The sequence below is a fragment of the Burkholderia ambifaria AMMD genome (genome assembly GCF_000203915.1).
GTDB lineage: Bacteria > Pseudomonadota > Gammaproteobacteria > Burkholderiales > Burkholderiaceae > Burkholderia > Burkholderia ambifaria.
In genome coordinates this window covers 1024422-1038028 of the sequence record NC_008390.1, presented here as the reverse complement: position 1 = coordinate 1038028, position 13607 = coordinate 1024422, and the positions used below count along the sequence as shown (strand labels likewise).

The window sequence follows — 13607 nt, the reverse complement described above, 5'->3', positions numbered from 1 at the left end:
ACCGCGCCATGTTAGGCGGCCGGTTGCGCCTTTTGCGCTTCCTTCACGAGACGCTGGACGGTCGGCGACAGTTGCGCGCCAACACCTTGCCAGTACGTCAGGCGATCCTGAGCGATACGCAGCGATTCGCCCTTCGTGGCGACCGGGTTGTAGAAGCCGACGCGTTCGATGAAGCGGCCGTCACGACGATTGCGCGAATCGGTAGCAACGATGTTGTAGAACGGGCGCTTCTTCGAGCCGCCGCGAGCCAGACGGATGATAACCATATGAAATCCTTCGGGGAAACCGGGTTCGAAACTACTGAAACGTGCGATTATAGCCGGAAACCAAAGCCACAACAAACACTTACGCGCAAAAATTCCGCAGGCGCCGTGTTCGCCGGGCCTACAATCGTCGTGTTCACGACGCTCCCCGCCGCCATGCCGCTATTTTGCGCCGCCCTGGCGTACCGCGCGCAGCATCGCCTCACGGGCCTGCTGACCGGCTTCGCCATCTGCCTCGCAGCCACCACGGCGTGCGCCGCGCCGCCGGTGGGCGAACTCGTCGTGCCGCCCGGCTTTCACGTCACCGTACTGACCGACGCCGTGCCGACCGCCCGCGAAATGGCGTGGTCGCCCCGCGGGATCCTGTATGTCGGCTCGCGGGAAGGCCGCGTGCATGCGTTCGTGATGCACGAGGGCCGGATCACTGCCCGCTACGTGGTCGCATCGGGCCTCGACATGCCCGTCGGCGTCGCGTATCGCGACGGCGCGCTCTATATCTCCGCCGTGTCGCGCATCCTGCGCCTCGACCACGTCGACGACCGGCTCGCCCGGCCGCCCGCGCCGGCGGTCGTGACGGACGCGCTGCCCACCGATCATCACCACGGCTGGAAATTCATCGCATTCGGCCCCGACGGCAAGCTCTACGTGCCGACCGGCGCGCCGTGCAACGTGTGCCTCGCCGATCGCAGCCGCTACGCGATCATCGCACGCATGAACGCCGACGGCAGCGGCCGCGAGGTATTCGCCCGCGGCGTGCGCAATACCGTCGGCTTCGCATGGCACCCCGACTCGGGCGAGCTGTGGTTCACCGACAACGGGCGCGACCTGATGGGCGACGACGTACCCGACGACGAGCTGAACCGCGCGCCGCGCGCAAGCCTCGACTTCGGCTTTCCATACTGTCATGGCGGCGACACGCCCGACCCCGAATTCGGCAGCGCCGACGTGTGCCGCCGCCATGTGCCGCCCGTGCTGAAACTCGGCGCGCACGTCGCGGCACTCGGCATGCGCTTCTATACGGGACCGATGTTCCCGGCGTCGTATCGCAACAATGTATTCATTGCGGAACACGGCTCGTGGAACCGCAGCAGCAAGGTCGGCTACCGCGTGATGCGCGCGGTCGTGTCAGCCGACGGCAGCCACGCGCGCCAGACGCCGTTCATCACCGGCTGGCTGCGCGCGGACGGCACCGTGTGGGGACGCCCGGCCGACGTGCTGCCGCTGCCCGACGGCTCGCTGCTCGTCAGCGACGACTATGCAGGCGCCATTTACCGCGTCACCTATGCGGCACCTTGACGCAGCCGAGGGGTGACCGTGGCCCACCGCGCATCGTAGAATGCGTGCCGGGCCGAGCGCCCCGCGCCGGCCTGCCGGCCGCCACGCCAACGATAATCCGCCGCCACCCATGTCCAGCAGCACCGCACCGTCCCGCCGCTTCCGCTCCAAGACGCTCACCGCCGCCCTCGCGTTCCTGTTCGGCTCGCTCGGCGCACACCGCTTCTACCTGTATGGCCTTCGCGACGTGTACGGCTGGGCGCACCTGCTCGCGACGATCGTCGGGATTCCGGGTTTCATGCTGCTCGCCGCCACCCAACGCACAGCCAGCCTCGGCTGGTGGCTCGCCGTGCCGGGTGCGATCTCGCTGCTCGCCGCGTTCCTCGCCGCGCTCGTCTACGGCCTGCGCCCCGACGAGAAATGGGACGCGCAATTCAATGCCGATACGGGCAAGTACAGCCGGTCGGGCTGGACGGTGATCTTTATCGTGATCTTCTCGCTGCTGATCGGCGCGTTCCTGCTGATGACCGCGCTTGCGCTGTCGTTCCAGACGTATTTCGAATCGCAAGTCGAAGCGGCGAAGCAGATTTCGCAATAAGCGCCGACGCGCACCGTCAGAACAGGCTCAACTGCGTGTCGTCACGCGACGTCGTGCTCGTTGCGCCCACCACGGTGCGCCGCGCTGCCACCGCGCCGGCCGGCGCGCCGCGAAACTGCGACAGATCCAGAATGCCGTTCCTGCGCTCGTTCAACCCGAGCCGCTTCACGGCCTGACGGAAACGCTGCCGCAACAGGTCGGCCCAGATCCCCTCGCCCTTCATCCGTTTCGAGAAATCGGAGTCGTAGTCCTTCCCGCCGCGCATGTCGCGCACACGGTTCATCACGCGCTCCGCGCGATCGGGGAAATGCGCGGCGAGCCAGCTCTTGAACAGCGGCGCGACCTCCCACGGCAGCCGCAGGACGATATAGCTCGCATGCGTCGCGCCTGCTTCCGCGCAGGCCTCCAGCACGCGCTCCATGTCCGGCTCGGTGACGAACGGGATCATCGGTGCAATGCTGACGCCCACCGGCACACCCGCGTCGCGCAACGCGCGGATCGTACGCAGCCGGCGCGCCGGCGTCGCCGCACGCGGCTCGAGCGTGCGCGCGAGATCGGCGTCGAGCGTCGTGATCGTGACCGCCGCCATCACCTGCCCGCGCTCGGCCATCGGGGCAAGCAGGTCGAGATCGCGCTCGATCAGCGACGATTTCGTGATCGCGGCGAACGGTAGCGCATGATCGTGCATCACCTGGATCACGCTGCGCGTGATGCGCAGGTCGCGCTCGACCGGCTGGTATGCGTCGGTGTTGACGCCGAGCGCGATCGGCTCCGGCACGTAACGCTTGCGCGAAATCTCGCGCTCGAGCAGTTCGGCCGCATTGACCTTCGCATAGATGCGACTCTCGAAGTCGAGCCCCGGCGACAGCCCTAGATAGCTGTGGGTCGGCCGTGCAAAACAGTAGATGCACCCGTGCTCGCAGCCGCGATACGGATTGAGCGACACGCTGAACGGGATGTCAGGCGACTGGTTGTGCGTGAGGATGCTCTTCGCGCGCTCCTCGAACACCTGCGTACGCAGCGGCGTGGGCAGATCGGCGTCGTCCGATTCGTGCGCCCAGCCGTCGTCGACCGCTTCGCGCAGCGCCGTTTCGTACCGCCCCTGGAGATTGTCGACCGCACCGCGCCCCTTGCGGGGCGCCGGCGGCGCTATCGGAAATTCGTTGTCGGACCGGCCGTCCATGCACTCACCCATTCGCCTGCACCCAATACTGTATATTTATACAGTATTGGGTGCAGCATGCCAAGGGCGAGATAAGGGGCCCGACAGCGGCGCCGGCAACCGGCCGCGGCAGCGGCAGCGGTCATTCGCCGACCGAAATCGTCAGCGTTTCCTTGATTTCCTCCATCACGACATAGCTCTTCGACTGCACCGCGCCGGGCAGTTGCAGCAGGATGTCGCCGAGCAGCTTGCGATAGTCGGCCATTTCACCGATCCGCGCCTTGATCAGATAGTCGAAGTCGCCGGACACGAGATGGCATTCGAGCACCTCGTCGATCTTCATCACTTCGCGACGGAACTGCTCGAACATGTTGCCGCCCTTGTGGCCAAGCGTGATCTCGACGAACACCAGCAGCGCGGCACCGAGCTGGCCCGGATCGACGCGTGCGTGATAGCCGGTGATGACCCCGTCGCGCTCCATGCGCCGCACGCGCTCGATGCATGGCGTCACGGTCAGGCCGACCTGTTCCGCGAGGTCCTTCATCGCCATCCGGCCGTCGTCCTGCAGCAGTTTGAGGATGCGCCGGTCGAGCTTGTCGAGCGAGCGTACTGGCTGGCGTTGCGTTCTCATTTGTTTATTCTGAAAACCTGAAAAATACGATAACAAAACCTGCACATTCGACAATACCATAGCTCAAAAAACTAGATCAGCTAGAGGTTACACGGAGACGCAGGTGCGCCCGGCCTCGACCTGATCCCTTCCATCTGGAGCAGCTATGCGAGTCGTCGTTCTGGGCAGCGGTGTGGTGGGCGTGGCAAGCGCGTATTACCTCGCGCGCGCCGGTCATGAAGTCACGGTGATCGACCGCGAGGCCGGCCCGGCGCTGGAGACGAGCTTCGCGAACGCCGGCCAGATCTCGCCCGGCTATGCGGCTCCGTGGGCCGCGCCCGGCGTGCCGCTGAAGGCCGTCAAGTGGATGTTCGAGAAGCATGCGCCGCTCGCGATCCGCCTCGACGGCACGCGTTTCCAGCTCCAGTGGATGTGGCAGATGCTGCGCAACTGCACGGCCGACCGCTACGCAGTCAACAAGGGCCGCATGGTCCGCCTCGCCGAATATAGTCGCGATTGCCTGCAGGCGCTGCGAGCCGATACCGGCATCCAGTACGAAGGGCGCACGGGCGGCACGCTGCAACTGTTCCGCACGCAACAGCAACTCGACGGCGCGGCGAAGGACATCGCGGTGCTGCAGGAAGCCAACGTGCCGTTCGAACTGCTGTCGCCGGCCGAGTTGAAGAACGCCGAACCGGCGCTCGCCGCCGTGTCGCACAAGCTGACGGGCGGCCTGCGCCTGCCGGGCGACGAAACGGGCGACTGCCAGCTGTTCACGACGCGCCTCGCGGCGCTCGCGGAATCGCTCGGCGTGAAGTTCCGCTACAACACGCCGATCGATTCGCTCGCGATCGCGGGAGGGAGGATCGCCGGTGTGCAGTGCGGCAGCGAGACGGTGCGCGCGGATGCGTATGTCGTCGCGCTCGGCTCGTACTCGACCAGCTTCATCTCGAACCTGATGAAGATCCCGGTCTATCCGCTGAAGGGCTATTCGATCACCGCGCCGATCGTGAACGACGCGGCGGCCCCTGTATCGACGGTGCTCGACGAAACCTACAAGATCGCCATCACGCGTTTCGACCAGCGCATCCGTGTCGGCGGCATGGCCGAGATCGTCGGCTTCGACAAGAACCTGCGCGCCGCGCGCCGCGAAACGCTCGAAATGTGCGTGAACGACCTGTTCCCGGGCGGCGGCGATACGTCGAAGGCAACGTTCTGGACGGGCCTGCGCCCGATGACGCCGGACGGCACGCCGATCGTCGGCCGCACGCCGGTGTCGAACCTGTTCCTGAACACCGGCCACGGCACGCTCGGCTGGACGATGTCGTGCGGGTCGGGCCAGTTGCTCGCCGACCTGATCTCGGGCAAGAAGCCGGCGATTCAGGCCGACGACCTGTCGGTGCATCGCTACCTGAAGGACGTGGCCGGCCAGACGCGCCCGGCATACGCATAAGCCGGAACGGCCCGCGGCGACGCGGGCGGTCGGCATCGACCGAAAGGCGCCCCTTGCGGGGCGCCTTTTTCGTTGCAGCGAACGCGTTGCCGGCGCCGGAGCGGGCTTGCGCAAGCGCGCCCACATTCGTTGCTCTTCGGGCCAACGATCGACGCTGCAGGGCCGCCTGCCTGCCTGCCTGCCTGCCTGCACAAGAGCATGCTCCCCGCAGCGTTGCGCAATCGCGGCTCGGCGCATCGCAGAACACCCCACCCTCACCTGCACGCCACAAAAAAAGGGGCGCTCATCGCGCCCCTCGTCTTGCTGCGTGTTGACCGCCGAAGCGGCCTGCGTCAGCCGAGTTCGTTCACGAGCTCCGGCACGAGCGCGAACAGATCGCCGACGAGGCCATAGTCGGCCACGCTGAAGATCGGTGCTTCCGGATCCTTGTTGATCGCGACGATCACCTTCGAATCCTTCATGCCGGCCAGATGCTGGATCGCACCCGAGATGCCGACCGCGATGTACAGCTGCGGCGCGACGATCTTGCCGGTCTGGCCGACTTGGTAGTCGTTCGGCACGTAGCCGGCGTCGACTGCCGCGCGCGACGCACCGAGTGCCGCCGACAGCTTGTCGGCCAGCGGCTCGAGCACCTTCGTGTAGTTCTCGCCGCTGCCCAGACCGCGGCCGCCCGACACGATGATGTTCGCGCTCGTCAGTTCCGGACGGTCCAGCTTCGTCACTTCACGGCTCACGAATTGCGACTTGCCTGCATCGGCCGCCGCTTCGATCTTCTCGACCGATGCGCTGCCACCTTCGGCTGCGACCGGATCAAAACCCGTCGCACGCACCGTGATGACCTTGATCGGATCGCTCGACTGCACCGTCGCGATCGCGTTGCCTGCGTAGATCGGGCGCTCGAACGTGTCGGCCGAATCGACCGCCGTGATGTCCGAGATCTGTGCAACGTCCAGCTTCGCGGCGATACGCGGCGCGATGTTCTTGCCGTAGGCAGTCGCCGGCGCGAGGATGTGCGAGTAATCCTTCGCGATGTTCAGCGCGGTCGCTTCGACGTTTTCCGCGAGGCCCGCTTCGAGCTGCGGCGCGTCGGCCAGCAGCACCTTCGACACACCCGCGATCTTCGCGGCCGCGTCGGCTGCGGCTTGCGCGTTGTGGCCCGCGACCAGCACGTGGATGTCGCCGCCAATCTTCGCTGCCGCCGCCACCGTGTTCAGCGTCGCGGCCTTGATCGACGCGTTGTCGTGTTCTGCAATCACCAGAATCGTCATTTCTTTCCGCTCCCTCTCACAGCACCTTGGCTTCGGTCTTCAGCTTCTCGACCAGCGTCTTCACGTCCGGCACCTTCACGCCGGCCGCGCGCTTCGGCGGCTCGGCCACCTTCAGCGTCTTCAGACGCGGCGTCACGTCCACGCCGAGGTCTTCCGGTTTCACGTTTTCCAGCGGCTTCTTCTTCGCCTTCATGATGTTCGGCAGCGTCACGTAACGCGGCTCGTTCAGGCGCAGGTCGGTCGTGACCACCGCCGGCAGCGTCAGCGACAGCGTTTCCGCGCCGCCGTCGACTTCACGTGCGACCGTGGCCTTGCCGTCGGCGATCGTGACCTTCGACGCGAACGTCGCTTGCGGGAGACCTGCCAGCGCGGCCAGCATCTGGCCCGTCTGGTTCGAATCGTCGTCGATCGCCTGCTTGCCGAGGATCACCAGTTGCGGCTGCTCCTTGTCGACCAGCGCCTTCAGGATCTTCGCGACGGCCAGCGGCTCGACGCTGTCGTTCGATTCGACGAGGATCGCGCGATCCGCGCCGATCGCCAGCGCCGTGCGCAGCGTTTCCTGCGCTTGCGCGACACCGACCGACACCGCGATCACTTCGGTCGCCACGCCCGCTTCCTTCAGGCGCACCGCTTCTTCCACAGCGATTTCGTCGAACGGGTTCATCGACATCTTCACGTTCGCGATGTCGACGCCCGTGTTGTCCGACTTCACGCGGACCTTCACGTTGTAATCGACCACTCTTTTCACTGGCACCAGGATTTTCATGCACACGCTCCAAAGTTACGAATACGACCAGAGGCCATTCTATAGCGAGGCCTCGTGACTGCGCGGCCCAGCGGACCCATCCATCGCGGCTATCGAGGATAGCGCTCCTCGTCGGCGCGCCGGCAATAGCGAACGGTCGTTCTATTTTAAAAGAGAAAAAACCCGGACGCAAAGCCCGGGTTTTCGATCATCGACTCTAATCGTCGCCGGGCGCGCCCTGCACCTCGTGTTACCAGGCGGCGATGACCGCCCCGCCGAACTTCTGTTCGATGAACTGCTTCACTTCCGCCGAATGGTAGGCCGCGACCAGCTTCGCGACCCACGGCTTGCTCCGGTCGGCGTCGCGAATCGCGAGAACATTCGCGTACGGGCCGTTCGGGCCCTCGATCGCGATCGCGTCCTGCTTCGGTTTCAACCCCGCTTCCATCGCGTAGTTGGTGTTGATCGCGGCCGCGTCGACGTCGGCCAGCGAGCGCGGAATCTGCGCCGCATCGAGTTCGACGATCTTCAGCTTGCGCGGATTGTCCACGATGTCGAGCGGCGTCGCCTTGAGGCCCGCGTCCGCGCGCAGCTTCAGGAGCCCCTGCTTCTGCAGCAACAGCAGCGCGCGGCCGCCGTTGGTCGGGTCGTTCGGCACCGCGATGCGCGCGCCGGGCTTGAGCTCGGCCAGCGACTTCACGCGCTTCGAATAGATGCCCATCGGGAACGTGACCGTGTCGGCGACCTTGATCAGCTTGTAGCCGCGATCCTTCACCTGCGCCTGCAGATACGGATCGTGCTGGTAGCTGTTTGCGTCCAGATCGCCCGACGCGAGCGCCGCGTTCGGCTGCACGTAATCGGAGAATTCGACGACGCGGATGTCGAGGCCGCTCTTGGCCGCGACCTTCTTCACCACGTCCATGATCTGCGCGTGCGGGCCGCCCGTCACGCCCACCTTGATGGTTTCGGCCTGCGCATGTGCGCTCACGAACAGCGCGGCCGCGCCGAGTGCGGCCGCGAACTTCAGCATGAAACGTCGTTGCATCGTCTCCCCCAAATGGATGAATGTCGTTTTACTTGTGGCTCAGCCGGCGCACGAGCCAGTCGCCGAACGATTGCACGATCTGCACGAACACGATCAGGATCGCGACGACCGTCCACATCACTTCCGGCAGATAGCGCTGGTAGCCGTAGCGGATCCCCAGATCGCCGAGCCCGCCGCCGCCGATCGCACCGGCCATCGCCGAATAGCCGACGAGCGACACGAACGTGATCGTCAGGCCCGCGACGATGCCCGGCAGCGATTCGGGCAGCAGCACCTTGAACACGATCTGCGACGTCGTCGCGCCCATCGATTGCGCGGCCTCGATCAGCCCGCGGTCGACCTCGCGCAGCGCGGTCTCGACCAGCCGCGCGACGAACGGCGCGGCCGCGAGCGTCAGCGGTACGACCGCCGCGGCCGTGCCGATCGACGACCCCGTGACGAGCCGCGTGAGCGGAATGACCGCGACCAGCAGGATGATGAACGGCGTCGAGCGCACTGCGTTGACGATGCCGCCGAGCACGCGATTCAAGCCGAGGTTCTGCAGCACGCCCTGACGGTCGGTCAGGTACAGCAGCACGCCGAGCGGCAGCCCGACGAGCGCGCCGACCGCTCCCGAGATGCCGACCATGATCAGCGTCTCCCAGAACGACTGCACGAACATATCGAACATCTCACTCAACATACGAAAGCTCCTCTACCACTACACCTTGCTCGCGCAGGAACGCGAGCGCCTGCCCGACCTTGCCCGGTTCGCCGCCCGCGAGCACCGCGAGCGACCCGAACGCCTGACCCTGGATCTCGTCGATCTGGCCGTGCAGGATGTTGAAATCGAGTTCGTACCGGCGGATCGTCTCCGACAGGATCGGCTGGTCGACACCCGAGCCGGTGAACGCCAGCCGCAGCAAATGCCCGCTGCCCGTCTTCAGCCGCTCGGCCACCCGTGCCTTCAGCGCCGGCGGCAGCTCCTGCGCGATCACGTCGCCGATCAGCGCGCGCGTCACTTCGTGATGCGGCTGCAGGAACACGTCGATCACGCGGCCCTCTTCGACCACGCGGCCGGCGTCGAGCACCGCCACGCGATCGCACACTTGCTTGATCACTTCCATCTGGTGGGTGATCAGCACGATCGTCAGGCCGAGCTCGCGGTTGATGCGCTTGAGCAGATCGAGGATCGAGCGCGTGGTCTCGGGGTCGAGCGCCGACGTCGCTTCGTCCGACAGCAGCACCTTCGGCTTGCTCGCGAGCGCGCGGGCGATGCCGACGCGCTGCTTCTGGCCGCCGCTGATCTGCGCCGGATAGCGGTCCTTCTGCGCGGACAGCCCGACGAGGTCGAGCAGCGGCAGCACGGCCGCCTCGATGTCGGCGCGGCCTGCACCGGCCAGCTCGAGCGGCAGCGCGACGTTGTCGAACACCGTGCGTGACGACAGCAGGTTGAAGTGCTGGAAGATCATGCCGATTTCGCGGCGCGCTTCGCGCAGCGCGCCCGCCGGCAGCAGCGTGAGATCGCGTCCACCGACGACGACGTTGCCTTCGGTCGGCCGCGTGAGCAGATTGATGGTGCGCACGAGCGTGCTCTTGCCGGCGCCGCTTCGGCCGATGATGCCGAACACCTCGCCCTGCGGGATCGTCAGATTGACGTTGTGCAACGCGTCGACCCAGCCTGTCGGCCCGGGGAAACGCTGAGACAGATTGCGTAATTCGATCATGTAAACAGAACGGCGGCCGGCTGGCGAGGCCCGCCAGTCGGCCGCCGATGCATCTGGAATAGCCGGCGATTTTACCGCAAACGCCTCATTCCCCTTAATAATCGATTTCGATCTTTTCATAACCAGACGAAATTAGAGGGGCGCTGCGGGCCCGCCTCGGGAATGCGGCGACTATGATCCGGAACACCGATGCCAACGAACAGGGGACCCGCCAGATGAACGCCACTACCACGCCGGCCGCCGGACCCGTCACCGCAGCACCTGAGCTGGCGTCGCCGCCCGCTCCGCGCATGGGCCGGCTGCGCACCGCGGACGGACTCGAACTGGCGTCGTACCGCTGGCCGGCCGGCGACGGCACGGAGCCGCCGCGCGCGACGCTCGCGCTCGTGCACGGCCTCGCCGAGCACGCGGGCCGTTACACGGCGCTGGCGGCCAGACTGAACGCAGCCGGCATCGACGTGCTGGCGATCGATCTGCGCGGGCACGGCCAGTCGCCCGGCAAACGTGCGTGGGTCGAGCGTTTCGACGGTTACCTGAACGATGCGGATGCACTCGTTGCCGAAGCCGCCTGCGGCGATACGCCGCTCTTCCTGATGGGACACAGCATGGGCGGCGCCGTCGCTGCGCTGTATGCGATCGAACGCGTGCCGGCCAGCGGCCACGCGCTGGCCGGTCTCGTGCTGTCGAGCCCCGCGCTCGCGCCGGGGCGCGACGTGCCGCGCTGGATGCTCGCGATGAGCCGCTTCATCAGCCGTGCATGGCCGAGCTTCCCCGCAATCAGGATCGATGCGGCGCTGCTGTCGCGCGATCCGGCCGTCGTCGCGGCCAATCGTGCCGATCCGCTCGTGCACCATGGCGCGGTGCCGGCGCGCACCGGTGCCGAAATCCTCGACGCGATGGCGCGCATCGAGCGCGGCCGCGGTGCGCTGCGCGTGCCGGTGCTCGTCTATCACGGCACCGAGGACAAGCTGACCGAGCCCGACGGAAGCCGTGCATTCGGCGCCCACGTCGGCTCGCCCGATCGCACGCTGACGCTATACGAAGGCGGGTTCCACGAGACGATGAACGATCTCGAGCGCGATCGCGTGATCGATGCGCTGATCGCGTGGATTCACGCGCGCGTGCCGGCGCGCTGAACACACGCTGCCGCGCTGCCTGCCAGTCAAATGCCGGCCAGCACGCGCAGGTGCGCGACGACGCTGCGGCCGAGCGCGGACAGGTTGTAGCCGCCCTCGAGACAGCTCACGATGCGGCCCTGCGCATGCCGGCGCGCGACGTCGACGACCTGCGCGGTCAGCCATTCGAAATCAGCCTCGACGAGGCCGAGGTTGCCGATGTCGTCCTCGCGATGCGCATCGAAACCGGCCGACACGAACAGCATCTGCGGCTTGAACGCGTCGAGACGCGGCAACCAGAACATGTCGACCGCTTCGCGGATCGCCATCCCGTTGCTGCGTGCCGGCATCGGCAGGTTGACCATGTTCGGCGCCTGATGATCGGCGCCCGAGAACGGGTACAGCGGATGCTGGAAGAAGCTGCACATCAGCACGCGCTCGTCGTTCGCGAACGCGGCTTCGGTGCCGTTGCCGTGGTGCACGTCGAAATCGATGATCGCGACGCGCTCGATGCCGTGAACGTCGAGCGCATGCCGCGCGGCGATCGCCACGTTGTTGAAGAAGCAGAAGCCCATCGCACGCGCGGGTTCCGCGTGATGGCCGGGCGGCCGCACGCTGCAGAACGCATTCGCGTAGCGGCCTTCGATCACCGCGTCGGTCGCCGCGATCGCAGCGCCAGCCGCGCGCAGCGCGGCGCGCCACGTGTCGCGGTTCATCAGCGTGTCGGGATCGATCTCGACGTAGCCGTCGACGGGCGTCATGCTGCGGATGTAGTCGATATGAGCCTGCGTATGCACGCGGCCCAGCGCCACCTCGCTCGCGAACGGGGCGGTTTCGTGCACGATCAGGTCGTCGATGCGGCTCGCGATCAGCTGATCCTGGATCGCCGACAGTCGGGCCGGGCATTCCGGATGCCATTCCCCCATCTCGTGCAACATGCAATCGGGGTGCGTATAGAAGGCGGTTGCCATAAGCTGTCATCCGCGACGCAAGGTGCGCCACGAGTCTCCATCAATGATGTCCATCGTCTGCCGCGAATTCGCCGCTAACTTACCACAACGGTGCGCTGCATCGCCCCGGCACGCAGGGTGCGTCGGGTATACTGCGCCGAACCCCATCGCCCTGTCAGCCCGCTTCGACATGAATTCCAGCAAGCCTGCCGCCCTTCTCTCCGCACTGTCGCGCGTTCGCGTTCCGCTCGTTGCCGCTGCCGTCGCCGCTACGCTGGCCGCCGCACCCGCCGTCGCGCAGACGCAGCCTGCGAAGTCCTCCGGCACGCGCGTCGCGCAGGATCAACCGCCGCAGCAGCCGTCGCAAGGCCAGACCTTCGAAGAGGAAATCGTTCCTCAGCGTTACGCGAACAACGCGAAGGTCGACGCGTTCATCGACGAGATGGTGAGCCGCAACGGCTTCGATTCCGCGAGCCTGCATGCGCTGTTCTCGCGCATCAGCTACTCGGCCACCGCCGTGAAGCTCGTGAAGCCGGCGCCGACGCCTTCGGTGAAGAACTGGAGCGTCTATCGTTCGCGCTTCATCGAGCCGATCCGCATCAACGCGGGCGTGAAATTCTGGAAGGCGAACCAGGCGACGCTGCAGCGCGCGTCACGGGAATTCGGCGTGCCGCCCGAAGTGATCGTCGGCATCATCGGTGTCGAAACGATCTATGGCCGCTACATGGGCAACTTCCGCGTGCTCGATACGCTGACGACGCTCACGTTCGACTATCCGGACACGCCGAATCGCGACAGCCGCCAGGCAACGTTCCGCAAGAACCTCGAGGACTTCCTGGTCTGGACGCGCGACAACCAGCTCGACCCGACCACCGTGCTCGGCTCGTACACGGGCGCGATCGGCATCCCGCAGTTCCTGCCGAGCAGCATCCGCCAGTATGCGGTCGACTACGACGGCGGCCACGTCGATCTGCGCAGCAGTCCTGCCGACGCGATCGGCAGCGTCGCGAACTACCTGAAGCAGCATGGCTGGGAGACCGATCGCCCGGTGGTCTGGCGCATCACGCCCGACACGGGCAGCCTCGGCATCGCGCAGGCAGCGGCGGACGGTCAGCCCGAGCCGCACTGGGCGCTGTCGCAACTGCTGCGCGCCGGCCTGACCCTCAACGAGCCGACGGTCAACATCACCACCGAAGGCGGCACGCCGGTCACCGTGGTCGATCTGCCGTCGCCGGGACGCGCGACCGAATACATGCTCGGCCTGAAGAATTTCTACGTGCTGACGCGCTACAACCGCAGCTTCTTCTACGCGCTCACCGTGTACCAGCTCGGCGAAGCCGTGAAGGCGCAGATGGAAGCGAACGGCGCGCTGCCGCTGCCTGCCGCGGATACGGAGACGCCGGCGCAGTAAGCCCGG

At 66.3% G+C, this 13607-nt stretch carries 14 protein-coding genes; 5 read left to right on the top strand and 9 right to left on the bottom strand.

Going from position 1 to position 13607, the window contains the following annotated elements:
• Positions 1-11: 11 nt before the first annotated feature.
• On the bottom strand, positions 12-266 hold the full coding sequence (gene rpsP, locus BAMB_RS04815) for a 30S ribosomal protein S16 (RefSeq protein ID WP_006476550.1): 255 nt from the start codon (positions 264-266) through the stop codon (positions 12-14).
• Between the two features lie 153 nt (positions 267-419).
• Here rpsP and BAMB_RS04810 point away from each other — a divergent pair, with 153 nt between their 5' ends.
• Both BAMB_RS04810 and BAMB_RS04805 read left to right on the top strand, forming a co-directional pair.
• On the top strand, positions 420-1559 hold the full coding sequence (locus BAMB_RS04810) for a PQQ-dependent sugar dehydrogenase (RefSeq protein ID WP_011656297.1): 1140 nt from the start codon (positions 420-422) through the stop codon (positions 1557-1559).
• A 109-nt stretch (positions 1560-1668) separates the two neighbouring features.
• Positions 1669-2136 (top strand): NINE protein, encoded by a 468-nt coding sequence (locus tag BAMB_RS04805; protein WP_041491121.1) that lies wholly within the window; start codon positions 1669-1671, stop codon positions 2134-2136.
• 16 nt (positions 2137-2152) lie between these two features.
• Here the strand turns inward: BAMB_RS04805 and BAMB_RS04800 are convergent, their stop codons facing one another.
• Together BAMB_RS04800 and BAMB_RS04795 are read right to left on the bottom strand one after the other, a co-directional pair.
• Positions 2153-3331, bottom strand: coding sequence for a PA0069 family radical SAM protein (locus BAMB_RS04800; RefSeq protein ID WP_011656295.1), 1179 nt, complete (start codon positions 3329-3331; stop codon positions 2153-2155).
• Positions 3332-3440: 109 nt separating this feature from the next.
• Positions 3441-3929 carry an Lrp/AsnC ligand binding domain-containing protein gene (locus BAMB_RS04795; RefSeq protein WP_006762687.1) on the bottom strand — a complete coding sequence of 163 codons (489 nt, stop codon included), beginning with the start codon at positions 3927-3929 and terminating at the stop codon, positions 3441-3443.
• 145 nt (positions 3930-4074) lie between these two features.
• On the opposite strand from BAMB_RS04795, the gene BAMB_RS04790 reads away from it, so the two are divergent.
• Positions 4075-5361 (top strand): D-amino acid dehydrogenase, encoded by a 1287-nt coding sequence (locus tag BAMB_RS04790; RefSeq protein ID WP_011656293.1) that lies wholly within the window; start codon positions 4075-4077, stop codon positions 5359-5361.
• Positions 5362-5693: 332 nt separating this feature from the next.
• Here BAMB_RS04790 and BAMB_RS04785 read toward each other — a convergent pair whose 3' ends face one another.
• The 5 genes from BAMB_RS04785 to BAMB_RS04765 form a co-directional block, all read right to left on the bottom strand.
• Positions 5694-6629, bottom strand: a complete 936-nt coding sequence (locus BAMB_RS04785) for an electron transfer flavoprotein subunit alpha/FixB family protein (protein WP_011656292.1) — start codon at positions 6627-6629, stop codon at positions 5694-5696.
• Positions 6630-6645: 16 nt separating this feature from the next.
• On the bottom strand, positions 6646-7395 hold the full coding sequence (locus BAMB_RS04780; RefSeq protein WP_011656291.1) for an electron transfer flavoprotein subunit beta/FixA family protein: 750 nt from the start codon (positions 7393-7395) through the stop codon (positions 6646-6648).
• Positions 7396-7624: 229 nt separating this feature from the next.
• Complete coding sequence (locus tag BAMB_RS04775) at positions 7625-8419, bottom strand: MetQ/NlpA family ABC transporter substrate-binding protein (RefSeq protein WP_011656290.1); 795 nt, start codon at positions 8417-8419, stop codon at positions 7625-7627.
• 28 nt (positions 8420-8447) lie between these two features.
• Positions 8448-9101 carry a methionine ABC transporter permease gene (locus tag BAMB_RS04770; RefSeq protein WP_011656289.1) on the bottom strand — a complete coding sequence of 218 codons (654 nt, stop codon included), beginning with the start codon at positions 9099-9101 and terminating at the stop codon, positions 8448-8450.
• On the bottom strand, positions 9091-10125 hold the full coding sequence (locus tag BAMB_RS04765; protein WP_011656288.1) for a methionine ABC transporter ATP-binding protein: 1035 nt from the start codon (positions 10123-10125) through the stop codon (positions 9091-9093). Before BAMB_RS04765 ends, BAMB_RS04770 begins: the two co-directional genes overlap by 11 nt.
• A gap of 215 nt (positions 10126-10340) precedes the next feature.
• On the opposite strand from BAMB_RS04765, the gene BAMB_RS04760 reads away from it, so the two are divergent.
• A complete protein-coding gene (locus BAMB_RS04760) occupies positions 10341-11261 on the top strand; it encodes an alpha/beta hydrolase (protein WP_041491334.1) in 921 nt (306 codons plus the stop codon).
• 26 nt (positions 11262-11287) lie between these two features.
• On the opposite strand, the gene BAMB_RS04755 is transcribed toward BAMB_RS04760, so the two are convergent.
• Positions 11288-12211, bottom strand: a complete 924-nt coding sequence (locus BAMB_RS04755; RefSeq protein ID WP_006750743.1) for a histone deacetylase family protein — start codon at positions 12209-12211, stop codon at positions 11288-11290.
• 43 nt (positions 12212-12254) lie between these two features.
• Between BAMB_RS04755 and mltB the strand changes: the two genes are divergently transcribed.
• Positions 12255-13601, top strand: a complete 1347-nt coding sequence (gene mltB, locus BAMB_RS04750; protein ID WP_011656286.1) for a lytic murein transglycosylase B — start codon at positions 12255-12257, stop codon at positions 13599-13601.
• Positions 13602-13607 lie beyond the last annotated feature (6 nt).